The 24,525-nt window shown below is 57.3% G+C and carries 17 protein-coding genes and 2 pseudogenes; 10 read left to right on the forward strand and 9 right to left on the reverse strand.

Features of this window, described 5'->3' with window-relative positions:
- Window positions 1–505 precede the first annotated feature (505 nt).
- Window positions 506–997, forward strand: coding sequence for a hypothetical protein (locus tag JQ611_RS08475; RefSeq protein ID WP_212465189.1), 492 nt, complete (start codon window positions 506–508; stop codon window positions 995–997).
- Between the two features lie 64 nt (window positions 998–1,061).
- Window positions 1,062–2,630 (forward strand): methyltransferase regulatory domain-containing protein, encoded by a 1,569-nt coding sequence (locus JQ611_RS08480; RefSeq protein WP_212465190.1) that lies wholly within the window; start codon window positions 1,062–1,064, stop codon window positions 2,628–2,630.
- A gap of 195 nt (window positions 2,631–2,825) precedes the next feature.
- On the opposite strand, the gene JQ611_RS08485 is transcribed toward JQ611_RS08480, so the two are convergent.
- The 3 genes from JQ611_RS08485 to JQ611_RS08495 form a co-directional block, all read right to left on the reverse strand.
- A complete protein-coding gene (locus JQ611_RS08485) occupies window positions 2,826–4,028 on the reverse strand; it encodes a serpin family protein (RefSeq protein WP_212465191.1) in 1,203 nt (400 codons plus the stop codon).
- Between the two features lie 851 nt (window positions 4,029–4,879).
- On the reverse strand, window positions 4,880–5,347 hold the full coding sequence (locus JQ611_RS08490) for a hypothetical protein (RefSeq protein ID WP_212465192.1): 468 nt from the start codon (window positions 5,345–5,347) through the stop codon (window positions 4,880–4,882).
- A 445-nt stretch (window positions 5,348–5,792) separates the two neighbouring features.
- Window positions 5,793–6,158 carry a response regulator transcription factor gene (locus JQ611_RS08495; protein WP_409411261.1) on the reverse strand — a complete coding sequence of 122 codons (366 nt, stop codon included), beginning with the start codon at window positions 6,156–6,158 and terminating at the stop codon, window positions 5,793–5,795.
- 1,156 nt (window positions 6,159–7,314) lie between these two features.
- Here JQ611_RS08495 and JQ611_RS42680 point away from each other — a divergent pair.
- Together JQ611_RS42680 and JQ611_RS08505 are read left to right on the forward strand one after the other, a co-directional pair.
- On the forward strand, window positions 7,315–7,686 hold the full coding sequence (locus JQ611_RS42680; protein WP_212465193.1) for a ThiF family adenylyltransferase: 372 nt from the start codon (window positions 7,315–7,317) through the stop codon (window positions 7,684–7,686).
- A complete protein-coding gene (locus JQ611_RS08505) occupies window positions 7,683–7,946 on the forward strand; it encodes a hypothetical protein (protein WP_212465194.1) in 264 nt (87 codons plus the stop codon). The genes JQ611_RS42680 and JQ611_RS08505 overlap by 4 nt, the downstream gene beginning before the upstream one ends.
- Before the next feature lie 153 nt (window positions 7,947–8,099).
- Here the strand turns inward: JQ611_RS08505 and JQ611_RS08510 are convergent, their stop codons facing one another.
- The 5 genes from JQ611_RS08510 to JQ611_RS08530 all read right to left on the reverse strand — a co-directional run bounded on the left by JQ611_RS08510 (window position 8,100) and on the right by JQ611_RS08530 (window position 11,487).
- Complete coding sequence (locus JQ611_RS08510) at window positions 8,100–8,774, reverse strand: metallophosphoesterase family protein (RefSeq protein WP_212465195.1); 675 nt, start codon at window positions 8,772–8,774, stop codon at window positions 8,100–8,102.
- Between the two features lie 145 nt (window positions 8,775–8,919).
- Window positions 8,920–9,219 (reverse strand): ATP-dependent DNA ligase, encoded by a 300-nt coding sequence (locus JQ611_RS08515; protein ID WP_212465196.1) that lies wholly within the window; start codon window positions 9,217–9,219, stop codon window positions 8,920–8,922.
- Between the two features lie 156 nt (window positions 9,220–9,375).
- Window positions 9,376–9,606 (reverse strand): hypothetical protein, encoded by a 231-nt coding sequence (locus JQ611_RS08520; protein WP_212465197.1) that lies wholly within the window; start codon window positions 9,604–9,606, stop codon window positions 9,376–9,378.
- A gap of 104 nt (window positions 9,607–9,710) precedes the next feature.
- A complete protein-coding gene (locus JQ611_RS08525) occupies window positions 9,711–10,052 on the reverse strand; it encodes a DUF2958 domain-containing protein (RefSeq protein WP_212465198.1) in 342 nt (113 codons plus the stop codon).
- A 319-nt stretch (window positions 10,053–10,371) separates the two neighbouring features.
- Window positions 10,372–11,487, reverse strand: a complete 1,116-nt coding sequence (locus JQ611_RS08530; protein WP_212465199.1) for a PGN_0703 family putative restriction endonuclease — start codon at window positions 11,485–11,487, stop codon at window positions 10,372–10,374.
- 788 nt (window positions 11,488–12,275) lie between these two features.
- On the opposite strand from JQ611_RS08530, the pseudogene JQ611_RS08535 reads away from it, so the two are divergent.
- The 5 genes and pseudogenes from JQ611_RS08535 (at window position 12,276) to JQ611_RS08555 (ending at window position 20,025) form a co-directional block, all read left to right on the forward strand.
- A pseudogene (locus JQ611_RS08535) lies at window positions 12,276–13,299 on the forward strand (integrase core domain-containing protein).
- 17 nt (window positions 13,300–13,316) lie between these two features.
- Window positions 13,317–13,770: pseudogene (locus JQ611_RS08540) on the forward strand (SDR family oxidoreductase); the annotation flags it as partial.
- A gap of 578 nt (window positions 13,771–14,348) precedes the next feature.
- On the forward strand, window positions 14,349–15,860 hold the full coding sequence (locus JQ611_RS08545) for a primase-helicase family protein (RefSeq protein ID WP_212465200.1): 1,512 nt from the start codon (window positions 14,349–14,351) through the stop codon (window positions 15,858–15,860).
- Window positions 15,857–17,824: an AAA family ATPase gene (locus JQ611_RS08550; RefSeq protein ID WP_212465201.1), complete on the forward strand. Its 1,968-nt coding sequence runs from the start codon at window positions 15,857–15,859 to the stop codon at window positions 17,822–17,824. The genes JQ611_RS08545 and JQ611_RS08550 overlap by 4 nt, the downstream gene beginning before the upstream one ends.
- Window positions 17,815–20,025 (forward strand): hypothetical protein, encoded by a 2,211-nt coding sequence (locus tag JQ611_RS08555; RefSeq protein WP_212465202.1) that lies wholly within the window; start codon window positions 17,815–17,817, stop codon window positions 20,023–20,025. Before JQ611_RS08550 ends, JQ611_RS08555 begins: the two co-directional genes overlap by 10 nt.
- A 47-nt stretch (window positions 20,026–20,072) precedes the next feature.
- Here the strand turns inward: JQ611_RS08555 and JQ611_RS08560 are convergent, their stop codons facing one another.
- On the reverse strand, window positions 20,073–20,906 hold the full coding sequence (locus JQ611_RS08560; protein WP_212465203.1) for a hypothetical protein: 834 nt from the start codon (window positions 20,904–20,906) through the stop codon (window positions 20,073–20,075).
- 839 nt (window positions 20,907–21,745) lie between these two features.
- On the opposite strand from JQ611_RS08560, the gene JQ611_RS41645 reads away from it, so the two are divergent.
- Complete coding sequence (locus tag JQ611_RS41645; protein WP_212465204.1) at window positions 21,746–24,397, forward strand: EAL domain-containing protein; 2,652 nt, start codon at window positions 21,746–21,748, stop codon at window positions 24,395–24,397.
- Window positions 24,398–24,525: the final 128 nt, after the last annotated feature.

A 24,525-nucleotide genomic window follows, 5' to 3' on the forward strand; every position in this document is an offset into this window, starting at 1 on the left:
GGCAGAGTAGTTCTCGGCTTTCGCCAGGAGACGCTGCGGCGACGTCATCTCGACGAGCGCGGCAGACTTCTGCTATCCTGTTCGACGTCGGATACGGGTGTCTCATGGCCGCATGGTGCGTCAGGCGCGGCCGGACCGGCGGGCCCCGCGATCCCGCGCGATCCGCTGGGCGCCGCCGCGGCCTACACCGCGGCCATGCCATCTCCACACGGTCGAAGGGGCGCCCGATATTTATCTGGTCGAGCAGCTATAGGCTCGCTCCGCGAACTGGAGCGCGAGGCCGGGGCGACGCCTAATGCCCTTACTTCACGTTTTGGAAGTATGGCGGCCGGGCCAAGCCGGTGGGCGTGGACCAGGGCTTGCTAATTCCCGGAAAACTACCGAGGATAAGGAGCTTTTGCGAATTGAACCGGCTGGTTTCCGTTAATCCTTTATATCCTTTCCGTTTTCGTTATTTGGTTTTGCTGATATTTTACAGGCCTCTGCATTTCATGGACAGGAACGGATGCCGCCCGCTTTTTTGCCCGGCCAATCGATACCGATGACGGGATTTTTTACGAAGGCGGGATTCCTGCGCCAGCAGCCGGCGCCGGAGCTCGAACGTCGCCTCGGCTACGCGCAGGGCCGCCTGGTAAACGGCTGGTGGCTGCTATTCCTGGAGCAAATGCCAACACCTAACGATTTTGAGTTCATGGGATACTCCTACATGTCCGGCGGAATGGCGCAAGGGCACGTGCGCCCTGGCCCGACGGCCGAGCAGCACTTGAAGGCTGGCAAGTTCGACGTCTTCGGGATGAAGCGGCGTACGATCTTGCAGACGTTTCGGCTGTCCGGACCCGATCGGCTTGCCAAGGTCGTGCCGGTCGCAGACCAAAGTGGGGCGATGCCCTATCCGTCCGGTACAGGGGTTCCGCAATGGAAGCTGATCCAGCCCTTGAAATTCAGGGTGGTGGGGGAGATCGGCCCCGGGCGGATCTACTCGGGCGACTATTCCTAGCCGTTCCAGAGCTTATCGGTCGTGACCGGCCTCGCCGGGTCTTGGGTTGACGGGAGTTATTTCGATGACCATCTCGGCGTCACCCACGCTCTACGATGATGTCTTCTATCCCGGCCGGGCTTACGAACACACCCATCCCAATCGCCTCGCGACCTTGGCCAGCCTGTACGGCATGAGTCCGCCTCCGGCGGAACATTGCCGTGTTCTCGAACTTGGCTGCGGCGTCGGCGGAAATCTCCTGCCCCTCGCGTTTCAGTATCCAGAGAGCGAGTTCGTAGGGATCGACCTGAGCGGAGTGACCATCGAGCGGGGCCAGCGCAATCTCGCCGGCCTCGGGCTTACCAACATCAAGCTGCTCCATTGCGATATCTTGGAAGTCGATCCGTCGTTCGGGCAGTTTGATTACATCGTCGCCCATGGCGTCTATTCCTGGGTGCCGGCATCGGTCCGCCACAAGATGATGGCCATCTTCAAGGCGCATTTATCTCATCAGGGAGTAGCCTATGTCAGCTACAATGCGCACCCCTTCTCCCACGTCCGCAATCTCGCACGTGACATGATGCTGTTTCATACCCGCCATCTCAGCGAAATGCAGCAGAAAGTGGCGCAGGCGCGTGCGATAATGAAGTTTCTGAGTGAGGGCTCCAAGGCTGATACCGTCCATGGTGCGATCATGCGCGAGCAATACACACGCGTCGCCAAGATGATGGACGAAGTGCTGTTTCACGACGATCTCAACGAGAGTGCGGAAGCGTTCCTTCTACATCAGGTCGTGGAAGCCGCCGAGCAACATGGCCTGCAATATCTCAGCGACGCCGAATTTTCTCGGAGAAACCTGGCGGGATACTCGGAGGAGGTTCGCGCCGCACTACAGAGATTCCCGGATGACGAATTCGCGGCGCGCGACCAATATCAAGATTTCATCGACGGCTTCGGGTTCCGTCGAACGCTACTTTGTCACGACGATGTGCGCCTCCGGCGGACACTCGACATGAACTTCGCAAGCCGCTTCTATCTCTTGGCGTCGACCGATCCGGTTACGACCGAATTCTGCCTGACGGACCACTCCGATATGGAGTTCAAGACGCAGGAAGGAAGCTCGCTCCGTGTTTCGCATCCGTTGCTGAAATCAGCCTATCTGTGCCTTGGTCGAGCGTGGCCGTCCACGTTGACACTCGACCAATTGGTCGAGGAGGCAGGCCGCCAACTGGAGATCGCACATGCGGGGCTTCCTTCGACGCAGGATGTGCAGCTGCTTGTCGAAGCCATGTTTGTGCTTGCTTGTAGCGGAGAGGTGAATTTCTTCCTGTCCCGTCCGAATGTGGCGAGGATTGTCAGCGATCGGCCTCTCGCCAGCCCCGTTGCTCGCCGGCAATCCGAAAGCGAGACCATGGTGACGAACATGCTGCATCAGACGGTGCGGCTTGAAGATCAGAGAGGATGCGAGATCCTTCAGCTACTTGATGGATCGCGAGGATTCGATGAACTCGTCGACTTGATTTGCCGAGATTGTGCGCGGCTTGAGCATAATGACGACCCTCAGCAGACACTACAGCCCGATCGGGAAGCCGTATCGAGACGACTCCATCAGTTTTTGCAAACGGCCGCCAAGCTGGGATTGTTGATCCGTTAGCCGTACGGGATAGTTAGCGCTACGATCTGCGGACGGGCTCTGCGCGGGTGGTGTTGTAGCCAACCGGGTCAAGAAAGGTGGTATCGTAGCAAGTTGTGTTCTCGTCAGCCCATGTATGTGCCCGTTTGCTGACGTCAACGCGTTGAGCGGATCACGAGCGTCATCGCCCGCGGGATTTGCAAATCCCCCTCGGCTTTACTCGCCAGCCGGAAGCCGCCCAACATAGCCAGACAACAGCCACATGCCTGTCACCTGATCTCGAAGGGCAAAAACGAACGGCTTATCGAAGCTGATCAGGTTCGGTTCGGCCGAAGCTGCAGCGATAGACCGTCCGTAAACGGCAGTCGCGGCTGCAGCCTGTGATCCTTGCTCGTCAATTTTGAAATATATTTTCTGCAGCACCCCATCGAGATGAATGGGTCTCTTTGAAAGAGGCAAGAATGTTCCGCTGTCTGCGAAGGCGGCCCCCAGCCCCGTCGAATTAAGAGACGACATCAAGCTCGAACTTTTCCGCAAGACCATGCGCGGGAGTATGACCTCCATGCGAGCTGGCCGATAATCGGTCTGGTTCAGCCAGTTTTCAATGTCTGTGAACTCCGAAAAAGCCGCAGGTGTATCACGCGTTGTTACGAGCGTGAGCGAAAACCGAGAAGACTTGTATGGGAGGCTGATTGCGGCAATTCGACCCTCGAGACGGGCTGCCGCTGTTATCGTACCTCGCATCATCGGCGCCTTTTCTACCGTGCCGTCCGCATTATGAAAAAGCGCCAACTGAGTGCGAGCCTTATCGAAGCTTGTAGCCCAATCGTCTTTGAAATAGAGAGCATTCAGTACGACCATTCCACTGTTGCCGATACCATTATCCACAATTTCTCCGATGAAACCTCGCGTCTTCTCCGATACCCATTGGTTGATGAATTGAACTGTAGACGCATCGCTGAGTGATTTAATCCAAATCTCGGGCCCGCTTGAGCGCATCCGGGAAATGGTGTTTGGGTCGGGCTCGATTTTCGAATCAAGCGCCGCGGCGTTGGCAATCGAACAAGACCCGTCTGCACCCGCTATGCCTGAAATTGACTGTAGGAATTCCTCGAGGTCAAGGTCGGCGCGTCGACTGCTATCATAGCCGAGAGTAGCCTGGGCCGTCTCGCGAAAACGCTGGCTCGCACCCAAACTGACCAAGGCAATGGCTGCGGCAGCACCGGCCGGCGAGACGACGATTACGTCACCATTTGAACTCTGCAAATGCCGCATAAGCGAGATGGAAAATTTGCTCTGTGCGAGTGAGGTGCGCTCAGCGAAGTTCGACCTAGCGCTTGTGGTGCTCACCGCAAACGCTAAAATTACTGCACATACCAGCGCTAGATGACGCGATATCAAATTTGGCTTCTGATACATAATAGACTCATCGGACGGGGAATACGCTGCACACGCGGGGTTTTAACAAATCTTCATTGCAACCGCGGTCAGTTCATGGCTCACACAGCCCAGCGCTCGTTCTAGGGTCGGAAGTCTTGAAATCTGCTGCCGATGGCGAAGCAAAAGATCCCCTTTCTGGATCGGCCTCTTCTTCGACAGCCGGTAGTCCGTATTCCGGCGGCCCCAGCCCCCACGAGGCTTAGATCAGACTGGAGTTCTGTCCAGATTGGCACTTCACGAGATAGCTGATCGATTGAGGCATTTGTCGGAGCTGGCGACTTCAAGAAAAAAATCTAAGGGATGGATATGCGGATTGCAAGGGCGACCTTCGGTTGGTGAGCAAGGGGATACGCAGTCGACACTAGGCCAGCCATCCAGGAGTAGCTGAGAAACGGAGGTCAAAATATACAGCAGATTGTATAAAATACGAGTTCGCACCTTTATTCCGATAGCGCGATTAAGAAAGGGCCATGCGCTTCGATTCAGATGACGCGTAGTGGGCTTCCGAGGTTCTAGGCGCAAGTGACACGAGAAGCGGCGCTGTGATAGGGCTATGCGGACGAGGGCATAGTGTGGCGGACGGTATGGAAAACTGGTCAACCAAGCCAATTGCGGGGCGCTCACGAGATTACGACGGCAATTAATTTGGAAGGGCTGGCCTTAGTGTCAGCCGCTGCATCTCGGATGTGATGACACGTCGGAGGACGAGCTTGCGGAGGAAGTGCTTCGGCTTCGAAATTTCCCGCACGGATGTCTCGATCTTAGCCAGATGTGAGCTTTCAGGCGTTAAAGCGCGAGCTTAGTTTCGGGAGGAATAGCACCAAGGCGCATTACTCCGATTTCTTGTTTGTCGTTTGACTTACGTCGGTGATCGTCTTTGTCGGATCGGAGTCATGGATGGGACCGTCTTCTGGCCGCCACGCTCGCGGATAACCACGATCCATGATCTTGATCGGCAATTCTTCGCCTTCCAAATATTCGACGCTAGCAGACTTGGCTGGCTTCAAGTTAGGAGGCACAGGTGCTCCCTTTTTTGCCAGGGCTTCCCGTTCGACGGGCTTCGGATCGAACGTACCGGCCTTCTTCCGGCGAGCGATCTCAAGATCTATGCTTTGCATGTCTTGCTCGCATTCGTCAATTTTAGCTAATCGCTGGTCTTGATGGATCAAAGCATCCTCACTCGCGTTTCGGCGGAAGTTCTTTCGCTCACGTTGAATTTCCGCAATTTGATGCTGAGCGAATGCTCGTTGATGCACGAGCATTTGGTCGGAGAGCCTCCTTATGCGTGAATTATCCAATGTCGTGCTCCATAACGTTTTCGAAATCAAATCAGCTGAAGTAAGTCGTGTAGTACTTATAAGCTCGCATCTGCTGAAGGCGCGCCTGGTGCTCGTCAATTGATGCCTACTACAATTATTGAAACCAATGATAGAAACATTGCCACCGTCCTTAAGTCTTGGCAATTGTTAAGTAGATGTGGCACGTTTCTGATGCCGCCGACCATGGAACGACGAGGTCAAGGCACGGATCGCTGACGCAGTTTGCCGCGTGCAACCGCTGGAAAGGTATCAGAGGCTACGATACCGCCGTCTCATTCCATGCCCCCTCCGTGTTCAACTCGTCTGGATGTTTGTCCGCTCATCCCTACGTATAAGTTACGGGCCCTTTGAAATTAGTGAATGGAGCGGCTCTCGCCGGCCCATTGGTGTTGTCGCAGGTTGCAGGACTCCACCAACAATCGCGTCATTCACTCTGGCTTTCGCCGTGCCCTCGCAGAGCGGCGTCGAGGCAGTTGATCAAGGTTTCTCCGGCGAAGGGCTTGGCAAGGACACAGAATGCTCCCGCCTTCATAGCTCGCGCGCGAGCGCCGTCGATGCGAAGAGCCGTAATGAAAATGAAGGGCAGGCGGCGTCCCTCGGCCAGCAAGTGGGCCTGCAGATCGAGGCCGCTCATGGCCGGCATCTGAACATCGGTTATCACGCACGAGGTGTCGTTCAGGTGAGGCGACCCCAGGAATTCCTCAGCCGACGCGAAAGCATGAACGAGGTATCCAAGCGACCTCACGAGATTGTAGGTCGCGGCGCGAATTGATTCGTCATCGTCCACGATTCAAATGACGGGTGGGTTGGGCAAAGCACTCCTTCCTGACTGCAAGCAGATGCGTACTGCCACAAGCCGCTCTATGGCAGAGTGCGACGCAAATCAGGAGTGGAGAATCATACTTAGGTGTGCGAGCGCAGGCCGATTACCTATCGTCCACCGGGCGCTGCGGCGTCCGCCGCGCCGAAGTTTGAGCATCTGGGCCATCTTCATCGGTTCGGCCACCGATTTCGTGGGCGCAAGAACGAGCTCAGTCTAGCCATGGAATGGCGAGAACTCGGCTACGGACGGCCGCACGGCAACCCACCACACTACCGTGGAGGCGGCCCAGCCGCAATCGGGAGGGCAGCCTGGATAGGTGTCGCCAATCGGGTCCAGGACGCCTTTGACGGCAGGGACAGCGTCAGTCCGAAGGGGGCGCCAAACGGCGGATCCTGACTGGCGGCGGCACGGGCGCGCTCGCGGCTGCGAATCGGCGCGGTCCTGCATCCAGCCGTGCTCGTCGCGCCGCGGGGGTGGCGCTGGCTTTCTGGAGGACAGAGATCGCCCAGCGGCGTGCGTTCGAGATCCATAGTCGTCGGCAAGGCGTGCGCCTGCGGCCTCGAGGAACGAGCTGGGATAATGACCTCGAAGATTTCGGGCGCACCGAAATACGCGTGGGAGTTCGAGAAAGGCGGTCGGGAACTGAAGGTGCGTGTCGAAGGCCAGATGACTTACAACGCTTACATGCCTGAAGCTTGGGCAAATTTGGCGTTCTCAACTAAGCCACCGGGGCCGAAACAGACCAGCGCGAACATTTGGCATGAACGACGAGAACCACTCCAGAGCGATGGCGGAAGTGGCTGCCAATGCGGCCTACGTTGTGGGCTATAGGCGTTGCGTCATCAAATCCGAGGGCGGCTTTTCAAACGACCCCACGGGGGGCCAATCCGCATTTCTCAAAGGTAGACGACGAAGGCGAGGTGGCGCTCGCCGACTATCTACGGCGTCGAGCTCCGACCGGCGACCACCTGACGCTGGTGTTGGGGCAGGGCGGCTGTCGCGTGCGCCGGATCGGCACGAACGAGGAGGTGTTAACCTGGGAAGTTGGCGAAAGACTGGTCTTGCTGTCGCAACGCGAAGCTGCGGAGCTCGCTCAACCCCGGCACGACCGGCAGGTTCGCGCGTGCGCGCCGCGGGGCAGCACGCGATCTGCTTACTGAAAGTGGGTTTGATCGGCTTGGGCGGCACGGGGCCGGTGCTGGTCCAACAATTGGCCCGGCTCGGCGTCCGCGACTACGTCCTGATCGATCCCGACGCGGTCGAAACCACGAATCTGAACCGACTCGCAGGCGTTGGCGCGGCCGACGTTGGCGCCGCCAAGATCGATGTCGCCGAGAGGGAAATCCGCGCGTGCTCGCCCACGGCCCCGGGGCGCGGCCTGAGAGCCGACGTTGTCGATCAGAACACCGCCGCCGAGCTGACCGGCGTCGACTTCATCTTTCTCTGTATGCGAGCTGGGCCGTCGCCTGCCAGCTCGCCTTGCAGCACCTCGTGACTACAATCGACATGGGTGTGAGCGTCACGGTGCGCGACGGCGTCACCCATATCACCGGTCGCGTGCAGATGCTGGCTTCGGGGCTGCCGTGTCTGACATGCACGGGATCGGCCATATCGGCCCTGAAGCCGGTCTTGGCGGCCCCATCGCCTTCGTCGAGGACGGCGGCCGATCTCAACAGCAACGAACTCAACTGCACGGCGCTCGCGCAGAGCGCCTCGCGAGCCGTGGCGGGAGATGTATTCGATTTCAGTGAGTAAGGCAGAGTAGGTAAGGCAGAGTAGGTGTAAGTAGGATATTGTAGAATATTGATGTTAGCATGCCGTTCGACCAGTTCTTATCGGAATATTCCTTGATGAATCTACTACCGTTTTGATCGAGCTGACGAGAAGGTTCGGCGCTCTTGAACCGCTTTAGGAAGCGTCTTCGTGTGTTGCAAAAATAAACCTAGTCGGGTTTGCGCTTTCGTCATTGAAGACAGCAGCGGTCAGCGCCCGGCCATAAACCGCTCCCGTATCAATATTCAACCGATTTATATCCTGGTCGGGAACGCCGCTTTGAGTCGGCGTATGACCGTGGACAACGAGTCGTCCGTAATCTTTGTCGCTTAAGAGAAACGGCTTTCGGATCCACATAAGGTCGCGCGAACGCTGTTGATCCAACGGCCTCTCAGGATCGACGCCCGCGTGAACAAAGAACCGCAGTCCGTCATCGTGGGAGAGAGGCAGCGTACGGATCCATTCTATATGTGGAGCTGGAAGTTCTGACGCGCAAGAAGCTTGGTAGCTACGTAGTGTCGCGTCTCCACCATTTGAGAGCCAGTGCACCTCGGCGTCATTACCGTCGAGGGCGGCAAGTAACAGATCCTCGTGGTTGCCACGAAGGAAGACAAACTCGTCGGGTGACCATCTTTGTAGTTGGAGCAGGAAGTCGATGACCCCGCGACTATCGTGGCCTCGATCGATGTAATCACCGAGCAGGATGAATTTCGATTTTTGCGCTCCCGCGTCGCGCTCGCATAGTTCGACAAGGCGTTCAAGCTGGTCTCGGCAGCCATGCACGTCCCCAATTGCGTAGATGTTGGTCACGCGAGCTCCTCACCATGACCATGGTTAGAATTGCGATTTAGTGAGGTAGGAAATTGCCAGCAAGTATCCATAAATCGACACAACAATTACACAATCGGCCGATGTCAAGGGCCGAAGATCGAGCAGCTAGGTTCAAGCCTAGGCATCATGCAGCGCCTTTATCAGGGCGGAACCGAACGAAAAACGGATGACGGAACTGGCCGGTCGGCGTGAATTGCATGCAGCTCACTTCGATGACCTGTCCCACCAATTTGTTGGCCTTGGCTTCCCCCCATAGCAGCTGGCGCTCGGCTTCTGTGAAGCCGGCACCCACAGCACCCTTGTCGGTTGTGACGTAGCCCAGCCGGCCAAGATGTTTACCTCGACCCTCGGCGAAACCAGTGATTGCCACGTCGTGCGTTTCTTCTGGTTTCACCTTGATCCAGCGGTCGCCCTGACGAAGCACCAATCCTTCTAGCCCAGCTTATTGGCGCGCTGGAGCTGAGCGAGAATGTCGTCGGCACTGGGATTGGTGAGATAGCCACAACTTAGGCGCGGATCGAGTGGTTCGAGGCCGTACAAGTGTTTGCTTTCAATGGAAGGGGTGTCGCCCCTAAGGAACTTAGTCCGAGTCGCTCTGATCGTGCCGCCGTGAGTGCCGAATCTCGCAGTCATGGGGGGCGCCCCGCTGCCACGCTGGAATGTTGTAAAGCGGCTTGTGGGCACGGCTAAGCCAGCCCAGCTCGTTATGCCAGAGGGCGCGGACGCCATCAATTTTTAAGGTGAGTAACCAATTGCCGGTTAGTCCTTTGCCATTCCAGCCTTGCGGTTTATTGATTTCAACCATTTTCATTCCGATTGATCCATGCCTGCACGTCATCAGCTGCATTTTCTGAGCCAATCAAGGCTGAGCAAGAGAGTGCATACTGAGACTACCGACGGGGTGGCCTTCACTGATCAGGCGACGATGCGACGTTCGACGCGCGCCTCGTCGGCATAGCGTGACAAAGGCATGGATGAGATGAAATGCCTGTCGCGCTCGATCGGCAGCCCTAGCGGCCCTCTGACTGCCTTCAGCTCGGCCAACGAGGCGTAGCCCAGTTCAGGAGATCCAAGGCCCAGGTCACATAAGCCGAAGAGGCGGTCGGGGTCGTCGGGATCGATTTCGCTAATGAGCCAGGTGGCATTGGTGTCAGGTGTGAAAAGCTTGACGACCGGATGGTGGTCAAGGTCGCCGGCGAGGGCATTCGCTAAGAGCTGGTCGAGGTCTGCGTCGGTGAGTAAGTCCGGAATTTTCATTTGGCCATCTCCCGCAATCCGATGCCTGAGATGGATTCCGTGCTGCGTTGGAAATGTTGCGTCCGAGGAGCGGCACAAGTGGGCAAGGGAAGAGTGAGAGTGAAAGTGAGAGTAGGTGGCGTCTGCGTTGCAGACGAAAAGGGGGAAATGTAATAGGTGGCTCGCCAGCTGATCCGCAGCTGTTTCGGGCTCATTCTTGAGTTAGGAGGTGAGCGTTTGGCCGCATGCCGGTCAGCCGGGAAAAGTGGGATTTTCCAGTGCCCGGTCTCCAAACTGAAACCGGGCACGAATGAAAACGGCCTACCTGGTCACGGATGCGTCAGATATCGCCGTTGCCGCGGCTTCCATTCTTCGCCTTGCTAGTGCGAGTTGTGGGAGATGAAGCGCGTGGCTTTTCTGTTGGATTACCGTTGGGCGGATCGGGTTGCGTGTACTCCGCCATAGCTAGATGAAAGACGCGTTCGAAATCACAGTAGCGCGCCCATAGCTGCTTGGCGAGGTCGACCGCGCCGGCTTGGCGGATGGCATCGATGACGGTTTCGAGAGTAATGGCTTGGAAACGAACCCGGTCGTCGGCCAAGTCGTCCTCCGGGATGAGCTCATTCGCGTAGCAGCGGAAGGCGGCGTGGACGCGGCGATTAAGACGGGGCCCGATCGCAACGAACATAGCGCGGGGTGTAACACCTTCACGGACAGCCAAGGTTGCGACCATATGTTCGCGCCAGAGCTGCTCCAACGCGAGGGAGCGGAGCGAAGCAGCGTCGGGGTCGACGAAAAGACCAACTTGGCGTGAGCTTTCGTCGTAGCGTTCTCGCCACCTTGCAGCCGGTCCTTCCATTGCTTCAGAGTACTTGACCTCGATGAAGACGGTACCCTGCTCGCCTTCGGGCGTGATGACTTCGATTGCGAGATCGAACGCTGTCCCATCATTGAGGAAACGTTCTTCTCGACGCCCTGGCGACGTTTCGAAGCGGATTGCCACAACATCGTTGACGAAGTTGGGCAGAAGTTGCCGGAAGACGGCTGAGGCGACCTTGAGGTCCATGGCTAACGGCGCGAATACGTTGAACGCAAGAGGCATTGAGCTTAGCGCGTTACCGAAAAGTCGTTCCTCGTCGTAGCAAGCACCTTCTTCGCGCATGATCAGTTCATGTCGGACGAACGTATGAATGGCCGGTGAGAGGAAATTTCGGCCGGCATGGGCCGCTTCGCGGGACAGCAATGACTCTAGCGGGAGTAGGATTTGCCCCTCAGCATCGGACCGAACATGAAGCCCCGTAGCGATATTATTGTCCTTCAACCAGAGGCGCTGTAGAAGGCGAGCGGCCGCACGAAACCGAGTGTCGATAATACAGTCGACCCCATGGGCCTTGAGAAGCGACTGCGGAACAAGCGGGATGCGCGGCAGAGCCGGCGCAGCATAAGAAGCGGACATATGAGTCTCCAAGCACATCAGCGTGCGAGGGAGATTCGTGCAGGCATGGATGAAGTTTACCCATCGGAGCGGTAATCGTTCGGCGTGATCGAACTTACTGGAATTCGTTGGATCGCATGGGCCAAAACGAATGCTCAGGGAGAGCGGAGGCAGAGCGGAGTAAGGAAGAGGAAGAGGAAGAGGAAGAGGAAGAGGAAGAGGAAGAGGAAGAGGAAGAGGAAGGCAGAGTAGTCTGTCTGCAGTGGCAGACAGTAAGGGTAAATATAATAGTGCCGTCGGCAGCTAGGAAGCATCGGTGGCGAGCTGATTCTCGAGCTAGGGGGTGAGCGTTTTTTTTCCGAAGCCCTGCGGCCTTGCGACGGCCAGTGTCGTACAGCGGTTCGGCCGTTTTGCCTGGCTCTGCCCGCCTTGCGTCATGTTACGCTGATGACCATCCTCCGTAGGTCTCGCCAGAAGAATTTTCGCGGTGACTACAGAGGAAGGTTTGACTTGATGTTAGGTTTGTCAAACGGGCGTTCACTAGCAGACGGTAGGTGGTGGCGCCGGAGCCGACGCGGAGGGAGTTCGCGGAAAATAATTCCCAGTCAAGACAGTAGCAACTCTCTTGAGGTCTCATACTCCTAGCGTTTCGAAAGAATGGCTTCCTCAACGCCACGGTGTGCCGAGTTAAGCGCTCTTGTAGACCTGACACCTCGCAGCCCGAAGGCTCCATTGTAGATATTGCTGACCTTGCCCCACGGGCTTAATCCAGTTTGAAGTTCCCTCTGGCCCACGACGAGGACCAGAGCATGAAGTGCAGTCGTTTTACGGAAGAGCAGATCATCGAGATCTTGAAGGAGCACGAGGCCGGGGTTTCGGTGGCCGATCTTTGCCGCAAGCACGGCGTCAGCGACGCCAGCATTTACAAGTGGAAAGCCAAGTTCGGCGGGATGGACGTCTCCGAGGCCGAGCGGCTGAGGACGCTGGAGGACGAGAACACGAAGTTGAAGCGGCTCCTGGCCGGTGCCATGCTGGACAACACGGCGCTGAAGGACCTCTTGAGAAAGAAGTGGTGACGCCCGCGGGGAAACGGAAAGCTGTCGTCCATCTGCGAGAGGCATTCTCGGGATGAGCGAGATATCGGACGAGACCCGGGCCGATGATTCCAACCTTCGCCAGCTCATGAGGGCGATAGCCCAGGAACGTCACCGCTTCGGCTACCGACGGCTGCATGTTTTGCTCAAGAGGACGATCGGGACTCGGGCGCCGATGCTGGTTCCGATGATCCGAACGACCGGTGGTCGCTCGACTTTGTGTCAGACCAACTCACCGACGGCCGCCCCTTCCGCATCCTAACCGTGGCCGATGATTGTACCCGCGAGCGTCTGGCCGCTGATAGCCGACACATCGCTCTCTGGCATCCGCGTGGTGCGGGAACTGGACCGGCTGATGATCGAGCGCAGCAAGCCCAGAATGGTGGTCAGCGACAATTGCACCGAGCTCACCAGCAATGCCATTCTCCCTGCGTCGACCAGAGCTGTATTGCATGGCACTACATGCGCCAGGCAAACCCATGCAGAACGGCCTCATCGAGAGCTTCAACGGTCGACTGCGGGATGAGTTGTTGAAGGAGACACTGTTCACGTCACTGGCCAAGCCCGCGTCGTGCTTGCATGCTGGAGGGCCGATTACAACGACGCGCGACCACACTCGCAGCTCGGATGGAGAACCCCGTCCGAGTTCGCCATGACCTGTCACCCGCGCCGTGATCTGGCGCTGCGCGATGCCGAGCTCCGCGCAAGGTCCCGTCGCTATCACCGCCCAACCAGGTAAATCCACCAGTCGGGGAGAACTCGCTGCGCAGCGCGTTTGGTGGCGTCAACACGCTGTTCCTGCTCAATTCGGTCACCGGTGACGAATTCACCCAGGCGATCATCACCCTGAACATTGCTCGGGAGTCGGGTTAGAGCGGGTGGTCTACCTATCGGTGCTCAACGCCGACCGCGCCGTGAACGTCCCGCACTTCGCGGTGAAGTCCGGCGCTGAGCGCTTGCCCGAGCAGATGGGCTTCAGCGCCACGATCCTGGGCCCGTCCTACTTCATCGACAACCAGGTCATGATCAAGGGCGTCATCCTCCACCACGGCGTCTATCCGATGCCGATCGGCGGCAAGGGCGTCGCCACGGTCGACGCTCGCGACATCGCCGAGGTCGCGGCGATCAGGCTGGGGGCAAGCTGCCGATTGAGACCATCAATCTGGTCGGCCCTGATACCCTAACGGGTTCGGAGGTGGCCGCGATCTGGTAGGAGGCTCTCGGCCGCAGCGGATGCACCTTCCTGAAGCCCAGATACCGCGACAGGCTCTTGTCGAACATGGAACGGGCAGAGCTTATTGCCCTCGACATCGACCATGCCAGACTTTGCAGTCAGATCAACGGTCGCAATCCTAGTAGCTTTCGAGGGTTCTGCCTCCTGATCGATCGTGCCGAAGCTAGCTAGCCAGCTGACCGTGAGCATCTGGCCGAGGCTGCCAGACAAGACGCCGTCAGAAGGTACCACTCAGTCCCCGGTTCCACGGGCAGAACGCTCCAATTGGCCTCGTTGACGGCCCCAGACGGTTCCCGTCTACGGTCAATTGCCGGCCGGCAGACAGGACGGCTTCCTCGGCAGCACGTTTTGGCTTTCTGACACCGGTCGGCCTGCCAACCAGCCGACGACCGCACCATAGTCGGCGAACGTAGGCATAGCGCGCGAAGACTAGCATATGCGGCCGGATCACTCTCTCCGCGGGAGGGGCTAACCAGTCCGCAAATGTCAAAGTCGCCCCCGGGACCGCCGGGTCTGCTCAGGCTAGATTTGCTGCCATTAACCGTGAGACTCCGATGGCAGACGTATTCGACACAACCGATCCCGTACAAGAGAATAACGCTCAGCATCATCGCACGCCTGCGCATGCAGCCGCCTCAAATGCGGCCGGCCCTGTGCGTGCGCAACGATCCTTCCACATGAAGGACTGGCGGCACGATCACGCGGTGCAGTTCGCGCATCAATTCGTCGAACGAGAGGGTGTAGTTGTGCTTGCGGACCGCTCGTTCGAAATACGCGGTGAATTGGCGAGGGCCGAGACCGCCGACGAGGTCTCAGAAGTTCTGCGCCTCCCGCGTTTGGATTTCAATGCCCTGCTCGATCGCTTGCGTCTCGGCGCAGCCGCCAGTGGTTATCGCGTTAAGGATGGGCTTCTCAAGGCCGCGCTTAATCAGGTCGTTGAGGTCCGCGCTGCTGCCCGCCGGTGCGAGATTATGGAGAAACTCTACGTAGAATTAAGCGACGAGCGGAAAGTCGCCGCTGATCTGGAATGGCTCAAATGGGGGAGCGTTTTCGACATGGATCCGGTCTTGTCGATCGCGATCACCAAGCATTTTGTTTGGCAACTGAAGCGGAAGGCGATCGGACTTCCAGTATACAGGCATCTTGCGCCGGTCATTTACAGCGCCCTCCAAGGGACTGGAAAGTCGACCGCTGTCCACAAGCTCGTCGAACCCCTGGAGGAAATCGGCGATTGCGTGATCCTCGTCGACCAACTGAGCGATTCACGTAGTACAGCGTTCGAGGATCTGTTCGCGTTTCTCGACGACCTCGGCTTTGCAAATGCAAAGCAGGCTGCCACTCTCAAAGCAATGACAACGGCCGACAAAATTCGCCAACGCAAGATGCAAACCTCGCAGATGCAAAATGTTTTACAGAGGTGCACACTGATCGCCACTTCGAACCGACCGATCAGCGAACTGATGCCTGATCCGACGGGCCACCGTCGGTTCCCAATGATGCCTTTCAGGAATGGCCAGGTTGACGCGGGTGGCGAGCCGCATGTGTGGCCGACCATTTCAGGACTTGATTCTCTCTTGCTATGGCGGTCGGTCCTGGCTTTCGCGCGCAGCCCCATCGAAGAAGTGGTCCCGCAACTGCTTGCGCATCAAGGCGCAATGGACCGCGATTCGAGCGTGTACCGCTGGCTCAAGAAAATTGACATTTCGTCGCCCGTTGTAAAAAGGCTGCGCACAAATCAAGGCATCGCAGTCCGCGATTTCTTCAATCTGTACGCCGAGCAAGCGGGCATTCAGAACGATGACCGCTCAGTTTCGGCTGCTTTTTTTCACGAAATGCAGCAAGCGATGAAGGAGGGCTGGTGCCCGGTCAGCTACAAGACTGCAAAAAATGGTCGGTTCTACGTCCCTAAGCCGTCGCCGGTCTCGGGAGGAATTATGAAGGATGCGCCACCGCTGTCACCGCTGTCACCGCTGTCACCGCTGTCACCCCTGTCACCCCTGTCACCCCTGTCATCCCTGTCATCACTATCACCGCCACGTCGCCCTGATGACGGGACAGAAAAATGATCGGAGGGGACAGAACCTCACGCAGCTTCAACATCGAATATCGACCGGACACATTTGAACGGGTCCGTGGACAGGTGACCATAGTCACCTTCATGAGAGGCCTCATCCGGCGCGGCCAGCTCTGCCGCAACCTCGCAATTTTCGGACCGTATGGGACCGGCAAAACTTCGTTAGTCCGGCTATATGCCAAAGCTCTTAACTGTGCCGCCCCGGTGAACGGATCGCCCTGCCACGATTGCAGAAGCTGCAATTCAGAGACGTCAGAAGGCTACGGACTGTTCGAATGCGATGTGGGCCGTGTAGATGCTGCAAAATGGGTTAGCGAGAAGCTCACATACACAATTCCCCGCAAAAACCGCGTGCTTTTCTTGGATGAGGTTCATCTGATCAGCGAGCGCGCGACCGCCGCGCTTTTGAAAATTCTGGAAGAGCCGCCGCCCAATGTCAGCTTTTGCATAGCGACAACGAATCCTTCTGAACTGAACAGCGCCTTCGTATCCCGCTTTAACAAATTCCGGGTTCATGCGCTTGACCCTAAAGATAGCGTTTTGCTTCTTGAGGAGGTAGCCGCGCGGGCTGGCCTCGCGGCCGAACGTAGCGCCCTCTACCTGATCGCCGGCAAAGAACTCGGGCATCCTCGAAGCCTGCTGTCCAAGTTAGAGGAAATCGGTGCCGAACACGACCACATCACCTTAGCCGTCGTGAAAGCCTTCCATGATCTGGAGGATTTGGATCAGGTCCGCGACTATTTTCTAGCTCTTTCGACCGGTAATGCTGCCGAGCAGGGCCGGGTGCTCTCGCGCTGGACGGCATCCTTACGACAGCAGGTTGACTGGATCCGTTTATTCCTGACGGCGACATATTTCAGTGAGATCCGCCACTCGGCACTTCTGACCGATACACTCATTAACACGATAGAGGAGCGCTCGCGGATCGTTCATCAGTTTCGCTCGCGGCTCAGTCTGGACGCCAGTCAGCTAGACGCTTTCTGGCAGCGGTTGATGAACCATTGGCAAGTATTTGAAGAGGAGCAAATCTCGCTCCGGTTGCGACGGGCTCGCTTCGAGTATTTGGCCAATGTCAACCCGCGCGCAAATGAATACTCGGGCGGCACGCCTAGTGCTCCGCCAGATGCCGCCTCGGCCCTCGAAGCGCCACCGACCAGGAGCGGCGTCGAAGTTTCTGAGTTTATCACGCTTGAAGACGTCCGGCGTGTCCTCAACGCCGTGAGCTTCTTTGCTCAACACCACGGCCAACTGATGAATATAGCTATCGATATTGATCCATTCGAGATTTCGAACAGTGACGATCCGGCTGCAGTGGCGGCGATTGATAATTTCTGTCTCGAACTCGAACGGCGATGTTCGAGCGATCTCAGCGGCATATGCGTGCTAGAACGCGAGGCTGAAGGCATCGTTGGCAGGATGGTTGGGCATGTCTCATCTGAGATACTAAATTCGGTGGTCCATTGGTGCGACGAATGGAATGCCCGCAATGGCACCGGCCGTGCGAACTGCCGGACGGCTGAGTCCGACGGATGGCGCTTTCATCATCGAGAAGCGTTCCGGCTTTGCGCTGGCTACGAAGATCCCGACAATACTGCTGACAGCCGCGAGGTCTTACGGGCTCTCCAGATCCCAGAAAAGGACTTCAGACAACCACGCGCGCTCGCAGAGCCGGTACGCTATTTCGGTCGACTGCGGGAGGCGGCCGTTCGCTCAGCTTGCGCGTACGATATGGAGCCCTTTTCAGCGTTCGATGAGAGCCGTCCCGAAATGCATCGCGCACGCTGGGAGCTGAAAGAATTCAAACGTCGAATTGCCGAGATCGCTCGGCGTCGCCAAAAGGTCGAGGAAATTGAAGACAGTCTAGAAGGTGATACCCGTCGCGAAGCGCTAGCGGCTTTACAGCAAAATTGGATTGGCCCTGCCGGTCAAAGCTTACGAAAGCGTCCATGGCAATGACCCTCGTCGCCGCCGTCGGTATCTCGCTGAATGACATCGATTTTCTCGCGAGCCCGAGTTTTGCGACCCCGCGATTCATTTACCGGTATCGTTCCGGAATTTTGAAGGCGAAGGTCCAAGCCGTGCTCGAAGCCCTCGCTGGTGAGAACGGCCGCATGCCTGTCAGCGCGTCGCCCGATCAATTTCGTATCTCTCAAGCGGGCGAAGGATTCTTTAAAACCTTCGTCATCTCATATTGGATCAATACTAAACCTGCCGCGGACCAGTGTCTGCTCGAGACCTTAACCATCTCAGGAGGCAATCCTTTTGTGGTGTTTGTACCGGTGACGGCTGCAATAAACGCCGAACTGGAGGTAAAAGCTGCTTCATCCTCCTGCGTCGTAATTGAAGAGCAGCCAATTTCTGCAGGCACGATGTTGCCCTATCTGAATTATTTGCATCGAGTGTCCGACCTGGGTGCACCAGCCGATTTGTTGCGGTCCGACGTATTCATAGACCATCTACTCGCACGGCTCGATGGACAGCTCTGGGATCTTCCGCAATTGATCCATGAATTTGACCGCGCCGTCGTCTTGCACACGGATTCTCAAGGCCGCTTCATTCGCGAGAGGTTTGACGAGGACGATGAACTAAGTGCCGGAGGGCAGATCGGTCGATCACTACGATCACTGCTTGAAAAGCCGCAAGAATCGGCGCTTTTCGCTTTATTGCGTGGACTGGAGCGTAGGTATCGGAAAGATGCACCACCCAAAGAGTTGATTGCTTCGCTGAGCAGAATCACCGTGAACGTGCTCACCGAACGGGTCGGCGCTGACAGTGCATGGCGGCCAGAACCGGCACTTTGGTCATCACTGATAATACTGGCCTCGCCACGTCTGGCCGCGATGCCAAATCTCACGAGTGGTGATCCCTATGCGGCAGACCTTTTCTTAGTGGATGTCTCACAGCTCGGAATGCTATTTGTTGACCGTTGCGACCAGTCGGTTTCAGCGGATCCGATGCACGGTCTTTGGCCCCAATTTTCGAAGATCTGGGATTCGCATCGGCGCCCGTCGTGGCTTAAGGATCTGTTCGCCGCGCTGATTGTTTATCTTGGTGAGAGACCGATTGGCGAATTTCCTTGGATTGAACGTCTAGCTCATAGCTTAGTCGAGCCGCTCCGTTCGCAACAAAAACGCAGGAATGCGCCGCAGTCGCTTCAAGATATCGTCGGCAATTGCACTGTCATCAAACGAATTGCTAAGAGATACCTCATCGATGGCATATGCAAGCCGCTTATTTTGAGTGGACCTCTGGGCGTCGGCAAGTTCGCTGTAGCGAGAGCGATTGCGCGAAGCTTCATCTGCGAGGAGCCGTTAGCGAATGGAATGCCTTGTGAGGCCTGCGGCACCTGCGGGGACAACTTTGGTGGTTTCGGCGTTATCGAAATTGATGCGCGAGAGCATGACGCTTCCGTCCTTTCTATAGTTAGGGATGCGTTGGACAAGCCAACATTTGCAGATCACCGGGTCGTTATCGTCGAAAATGCCGATGCTGCAACGTCGCTGGATGCGTTTCTCAAAATTATGGAAGCTGAGCGGGTCAGCGTGACGTTTATATTGTGTACCACCAATCTACAGAAGCTGGGCGGCACGATCCGTTCGCGATCTGTTGAATTCGTGTTGCGCGAATTGCAACCTTCCGAGACGCGCCGTCTTGCCATTCAGTTTCTTGCGGACGGTGGTCAACACCCCGCCTGCGATCAGACCCTGGACATCCTCGTAACGCTTTCCGCCAATCTACCAGGCCGCCTGGTAGCACTGTGCGAGAAGTTGGGTAATGGAAGTGCAACGGTGCCGAGCGCTTACGACGCGCTCGATATACGATGGGGTGATTGGGCCTGTGAGTATTGGATGTGGATGATGAAGGCCGGCTCTCGTCCTCAGATTGAACCGCTTGTGCCCGTGTCGGTGGCAGTTGAACGCTTACGGCACGTGTTACTGTACCTCGGGGTGGTGCCCGGGGAGCTCCCTATCCCTCATCCGGCGATAGAAATAGTGAGCCTCACAAGTAAGGCCTCGCTTTGCATGGTTTGGCAAACGCGATGTCAGCGCCTATCCCGTTCGCTATGGTTCGACCTGGCGAACTTTTGGCTCGATGATACGCCGACTGAGGATTTTGGCTTTAGAGAGCTCGTTAGCAAGACGAGGCGTTATTTCTAGATACTAGACGAGGCGTTATTTCTAGATACTAGACGAGGCACCTGACGCTACGGCTTGTGCAACGTTCCGTTGATCAAGGCTTTGTCTTTGGTTGGCAGCTTACGCCAAGTCTCGCCGATTTTATTTTCCAGGCGTACCCGAGGTTTTACCTCGAAGTCTTTGATCAACTCGAATTCTTCGATAACCGCTTTCGCAAATCTGATTCCTGGGCCATCGAATCTCACTTTGCGTTTGCCGTCCTTCGTGGAACGGCGGAATTCCCTTCGGAATGTTCTTACATAGATTTGCGCGAGCGCCGTCAATAGGCTGCGGAAGCCGTACCTTTGACGGGCTCTGGTCAGATAGGGGTAGATGAGGCTTCGTACATATTTATCGCGCACGCCGTTGCCGCGGTCGACCCAGAACTCTTGATCAAGATCAGAGAGTTTGCGAAAGTCGCTTTTTGTTTTAAAAAAATGATCGACGATTTCGGTAAGCATTTTTGCTAACCGCAGGAGGGTCGCAATGTCGGAAGGCAAAAAAGCAGGCCTTCGACGCCGCTCTCGACTGTAATGGCTGCCGGACGCATATAAGACACCGGGTACAGTGCCCCTATTGGTATTCTCGAGTGCCAACGAGACCGCGGACAGCCCTCGCTTAAGAGACGCTAGCTGTCTTGCTACCGAAGAATCGCTTACGGTGCTCGAGTTTCGCCTAAACACCTCATGTGTCTCAAGCAGAATCTGCAACATAGTTTCCAATCGGTCTGCCGCATCGGCCGGGACATGATCGAGGTCGGTCGCGCGAATGATCCGATCGAGCGATTGAGCAGAAATCGTTGTGTGCGGGAGGGGCTTTGGCCTCAATTTGCCGTCGGTGCGGCCTTTTTTCACTTTAGACATAGAACCTGCGTGGCGTTTAACTGTTTCGGATGGCGCCGTTCGATTTCGGGCGCCGTTCTGCGCGGGAATAAAGCGTGGCGGCCGTTGTTCTCATGTAAATCGAAGGCTAGAATCGGGCATGGCCGTGCTTACAAACCGTTTGCAATGGAAGCGCTAGCAGCTCGCGTTCGGGAACTGACTACTTAGCCCGATAATGCCGAAACCTTTAAACCGTCACCAAAATTCAACTCTTGCGGTGGCAATCTTGGAAGCCGGTAGGGCAAGGTTCGGCGCTCATTGACGATCGGAGGCTGCATATAAGTATCAATTCGCGGATGGGTGCTTCTTAGATCTTTATATAAGGCCAAGATGAGCTGAGAGCTTAACATGAGGATGCGAGAGAATTTCGGTTCGAAACTGGCTCGATGTAGACGGTCGACATTGGTACAAGTCGGTGGTACACAGCATGTCGCGGGAGTCCCTTAAGTAATTGATTTAATTTAGGTTGTTGGCAGAGGCCGACAACCCGCCCCTGGGCACCATTAACCTCAGTAACGCCGCATCCCGAAGAAGTCGCCGAGCAACGGCTCGCCGCGGCGTAGCCGTCAGGCGAAGCGCAGGATCGCAGCTATCTCCGTGATGTTACGGGGGGTTTTGACATAAACATTGAACCTGCGCGAACACGAAAACTTAAGGCTGCCGACGCTACGTTCGGGGATTGCAAGATCTCGGCGGTGTCCGGCCGCGGCGATGCGGATCCCCGGGCGGTTCAGGCGAAGATAGTCGATGTCATATTTGAAGGCGTTGCTATGCTCTGAGAGCGCAACCGTGGGTTTCCGGCTCGCGCGGGATTGCGTGCTGTGATTCACGCCCGCAGATTGGTCCGCAAAGCTGCAAAGGGAATCCTGCGAAATGCCCCGCTGCAAATCGCGCTGTTCTTTTTGCCGCTGGTGTGGATCGGCTACTTCGCGATCACGTCTTCGGAACGGGCGGAGGCGCTGCAACAGGCGCGGGCGCACGGAAACAGTGTCGCTCAACTATTTGAGGAAAATACCGAGCGGATATTTGAACGGGTAGATCAGTCACTGCTGGTCGTGCGTGCGCTTTACGCCCAGGATCCGGCCGCCTTCAGCCTGAAATTCTGGGCCGGTAAAGCGCAGATGGCGAGCGGCGACGTGGTGCAGTTCTCGCTGATCGGAGCAAACGGCTATTTGTTCGATACCACGACCGGCTACTCCGGCCCGCCGCTCTATCTCGGGGACCGGGAGCACTTCGCCAAGGTGATGGAGCTGGCCGAAGATCGGCTCTATGTCGCAAAGCCGGTGTTCGGGCGGGCGTCGAACAAATGGACCATCCAGATCGCCAGAAAGCTGTTCGACCACGGCAAAGGTCCGGCGGGCGTCGTCGTAGGCTCGATCAGCGTGGATCTGGTCGGCAGGTTCTACGACACGGCAAAGCTCGGTATCGGAGGAACCCTTGTCCTCAGGAATGCCGACTACATCGTGCTCGCCGCGCGGGGAATAGACCAGGGCACGGTGCTGGGACAGCGCAATCCCGGCCACGTCGAAGGCGCGTTACGCGACAGCGCCTATAGCCAATATTGGAACTGGAGCGGGAGCGAAGGCCGCGCGAACCGGAGCAACAGGTTGGTCACCGCGCGCAGATCGCGCGTTTTTCCGCTGATCTTTACCGCCGGCATTTCGGAGCAGGAGATCTATTCGCGCTCTCAAGCCAGGCAGAAAATCTATCTCGGTGGCGCGCTTCTGCTCACTTTCATCATCCTGATGGCGACCGCGCTGCACTGGCGAAGACAGAAAGCGCTCGACGGGGCGCAGCGCGAACTGCGCGACTCCCTGAGCAAATTCGAGGACGCGCTGCGAAACCTTCCGCAGGGGTTGAGCATGTTTGATGGCGACGATCGCCTGATCGCGTTCAACCGACAATGGCTCGATGCCTATGAGCTTTCGCCTGACAACATCAGGGTCGGCATGAATTTCCGCGAGGTGTTTGCAAACCAGGAGGCCGTGCGTGATCTCGACGCCTATCTGGTTGACCTCAAGGACCGGCTCGCCAAATCGGAGCACACTTCGAACACGGTGCAGTTTCCGGATGGGCGCGTCATCCATATTTCCTATGGACGGCGCGAGAGCGGTGGCTGGGTTGCGACGCATGAGGACATCACCGAACGCAAGGCTTCCGAGGACCGGATCGAGAGGCTGGCGCACTATGACAGCCTGACCGGCCTTGCGAATCGTAACCTGTTCAGGGGTTCCCTTGACGAAGCGCTGGACAAGTATCTTCTGCACCATACGCCGTTCGCCGTGCTCCTGCTGGATCTCGACAAGTTCAAGTCCGTCAACGACGCGCTCGGCCACCACTGCGGCGATGCGCTTCTCAGGCAGGTCGCCGGTCGAATCAAGGCGCAGGCCCGAACCGTCGATACGGCGGCCCGGATCGGCGGCGACGAGTTTGCGCTGATCGTGGCGCCGGGGCCGTCCGCGCTGCAGGACGACGCCGCAACGCTCGCCGCGCGCCTGGTCCAGGCCATTGCCGAACCCTATGAAATAGACGGCCACCCGGTCGTGATCGGATGCAGCATCGGTGGCGCCGTGGTGCCCGAGCATGGCACGCGCACCGATGAAATTCTTCGCAATGCCGATCTTGCGCTCTACAAGTCGAAGAATGCCGGTCGAAACTGTTTCCATCTCTACTCGCCGGAGCTCAAGGCCGAAGCCGACCAGCGCGACATCCTCGAAATCGAGCTTCGCGAGGCGATCTGGCGCGAAGAGATCGAGGTGTTCTATCAGCCGATATTCGAGCTCTCGACGGGCCGCGCGAAATCGGTCGAGGCCCTGGCGCGCTGGCGCCACAAGACCAGAGGCCTGATCCCTCCCGCTGAATTCATTCCGGTTGCGGAACGGGGGGGACTGATCGGCGAGCTCGGCGATCTGGTGCTCGCCAAGGCGTGTCGCCATGCTGTGATGCTGCCGCATGATATCAAGGTTGCCGTCAACCTCTCGGCTCTGCAATTTGCGGGCGGCACTCTCGTCGATTCCGTCATGGCCGCGCTGGCGGACAGCGGACTTGCCGAGACGCGGCTGGAGCTCGAGATCACCGAGAGCGTCTTTCTGGCCGACAGCCAGGAAAATCTCAAGACGCTCGAACGCCTGAAGCGGCTTGGCGTTTCCATCGCGCTCGACGATTTCGGCGTCGGCTATTCGTCACTGTCCTATCTGACCGCTTTTCCATTCAACAAGGTCAAGATCGACAAGTCCTTCATCGACAGAATCGGTCGCGCCGAGACCGTTGCCGTCCTCGGATCGATCGTTCAGCTTGCGAAGACGTTGAACCTTTCGATCGTCGCCGAAGGCGTCGAGACCTACGACCAGGTCGAAAAGATCCGCGCGCTCGGAATTGCCCTGGGCCAGGGATTTTTATTCAGCAAGCCCGTGCCGTTCGGTGAACTGTTGCTGCAAGTTCTTCCCGAGAGCGAGCGGCAGGCCGTGGCGTGACAGCACGCGTAGGACGGATTTAAGCCGAAGGCGTAATCCGCCGCCTTCGATTCAATGCTAATCCCGCCTGCGCTACGCCGAACACCGCAGCGAGCGTAGCCCGGATGAGCGAAGCGACATCCGGGTTT

This window comes from Bradyrhizobium sp. AUGA SZCCT0182, from assembly GCF_018130185.1.
Lineage (GTDB): Bacteria > Pseudomonadota > Alphaproteobacteria > Rhizobiales > Xanthobacteraceae > Bradyrhizobium.